Source organism: Pseudomonas sp. ACN5, assembly GCF_002303975.1.
GTDB lineage: Bacteria > Pseudomonadota > Gammaproteobacteria > Pseudomonadales > Pseudomonadaceae > Aquipseudomonas > Aquipseudomonas laurylsulfatiphila.
In genome coordinates this window covers 1-2,269 of record NZ_MRCP01000037.1, presented here as the reverse complement: position 1 = coordinate 2,269, position 2,269 = coordinate 1, and the positions used below count along the sequence as shown (strand labels likewise).

1 protein-coding gene and 1 pseudogene are annotated in these 2,269 nt (G+C 64.9%); both read left to right on the top strand.

What is annotated here, in order from left to right:
* Positions 1-315, top strand: a pseudogene (locus tag BSF40_RS33355) (NTP transferase domain-containing protein); the annotation flags it as partial.
* 294 nt (positions 316-609) lie between these two features.
* A complete protein-coding gene (locus BSF40_RS31275) occupies positions 610-2,088 on the top strand; it encodes an aldehyde dehydrogenase family protein (protein ID WP_256589629.1) in 1,479 nt (492 codons plus the stop codon).
* Positions 2,089-2,269 lie beyond the last annotated feature (181 nt).

The window sequence follows — 2,269 nt, the reverse complement described above, 5'->3', positions numbered from 1 at the left end:
GTGGTGGTGGGCGCGGGCGGCGGGCAGGTGGCTGAGTACCTGCGGCAGGTCGCACCGACGGCACAGGTGTTTACCCAGCACGAACAACGGGGCACGGCCCACGCGGTACTCGCCGCTCGGTCGGCCTTGCAGGTCCAGCAGCAGGGCAATGTGTTGGTGCTGTTTGGCGATTCCCCCCTGATCACCCCGCAGACCCTGAACCGCTTGCGCAGGGCGTTGATGGACGGCGCGGCGGTGGCGGTGGCGGGTTTTCACACCCAGCGGCCGGGACCCTACGGGCGGCTGCTGGTGGAGCAGGGGCGGTTGCGGGCGATCCGCGAAGCCAGGGATGCCAGCCCGCAGGAGCTGGACATCAACTTCTGCAATGGCGGCGTCATGGGCCTGCGGGCAGATACCTGCCTGTGGTTGCTGGAGCGTATCGGCAACCGCAACGCCCAGGGCGAGTACTACCTCACCGATGCGGTGGCGCTGGCCAACGAGGCGGGGCTGATGGTGACTGCCGTGGAAGTGGAGGAAACCGACGTGCTCGGGGTCAATGACCGCGAGCAATTGCAGGTCGTCGAACAGCTGTACCAGCAGCGTCGGCAGCGCAGGGTCAAGGAGTGTGCCATGGGTGACTATCAACGGTTGTACATCGGCGGTGAGTGGGTTGTCCCGGTTCAACGCGGTGTTTTCGATACGCTCGATCCGAGTGACGAATCGGTGCTGGCGCGGGTCGCTTCTGCCACGTTCGAGGACGTCGACCGGGCGGTGGCGGCGGCGCGTTCGGCGTTTGATGAGGGGGACTGGCCACGCTGGTCCGGCACGCAGCGGGCCGAGGTTCTGCGCCGTATCGCCGAGGGCATTCGCCACCGTCAGGACGAACTGGCCGCCATCGAAGTGCGCGACAACGGCAAGCCATTGCCGGAAGCATTGTGGGACATCGCCGACACCGCCGGTTGCTTCGATTTCTATGCCGGGTTGGCCGAGCAGTCGGATCAACAGGGTGAACAGTCGATCGATGTGCCGGATGCGCGCTTCACGTCATCGGTGATCAAGGAGCCGGTCGGTGTGGTCGCGGCGATCATCCCGTGGAATTTCCCGATGCTGATGGCTTCGTGGAAGGTGGCCCCGGCGCTGGCGGCAGGTTGCACCGTCGTGCTCAAGCCATCGGAGCTGACCCCGTTGACCGCCCTCGAACTGGCCGGCATCGCCGACAAGGCAGGGTTGCCGGCGGGGGTCCTGAACGTGATCACGGGCCTGGGACGCGAGGCGGGCGCGCCGCTGGCCAAACACCCGTATGTCGACAAAGTCGCCTTCACCGGCAGCGTACCGACCGGGCGCAAGATCATGCAGGCGGCTGCCAACGACATCAAAAACATCAGCCTGGAACTGGGCGGTAAATCACCCTTCGTGATCTTCGCCGACAGCGACATCGAAGCCGCCGTGGAGTGGATTCTGTTCGGGATCTTCTGGAACCAGGGGCAGGTCTGTTCAGCCACTTCGCGGGTGCTGGTGGAGCGCGGATTGTACCCGGCGTTGCTCGAACGCCTGATTGCCGCGACCGAGCAGATTCAGATCGGCCAGGGTTTCGAGGAGGGGGTGAAACTCGGGCCGCTGGTCAGTCAGGGGCAACTGGACAAGGTGCTGGCGGCCATAGCAGCCGGTCAGCAAGAGGGTGCGCGGCTGGTGTCGGGCGGTGGGCGGCCGGGCAATCTGGAAAAGGGTTACTACCTGACGCCGGCGATTTTCGCCGATGTCCCCGAGGACAGCTCGGTATGGCGAGAGGAAATCTTCGGCCCGGTAGTGTGCCTGCGCGTCTTCGACACGGAAGCCGAAGCGATCCGATTGGCCAATGACTCGCCGTTTGGCCTGGCGGCAGCGGTCATGTCCCGGGATATGCCGCGTTGCGAACGGGTCGCACGCGAATTTCGCGCCGGCATTGTCTGGGTCAACTGCTCGCAGCCGACCTTCGTCGAAGCGCCGTGGGGCGGTTACAAGCAGAGCGGCATCGGTCGCGAACTGGGTGAGTGGGGCTACAACAGCTACCTGGAAACCAAGCAGATCACCCGCTACAACGGCGAACCCTGGGGGTGGTATCTGAAGTGAAGTGAGCGCGGGTTGGCAGGTACCCCGCGGCGCTCTCGGGTTTATCGCGAGCAAGCTCGCTCCTACAGATGGCATTGGCCGCCGGCGAAAACACAAACCCTGTAGGAGCGAGCTCGCTCGCGATGGTCGTCAACGATAACGCGGGTTGGCAGGTACCCCGCGGCGCTCTCGGGTTTATCGC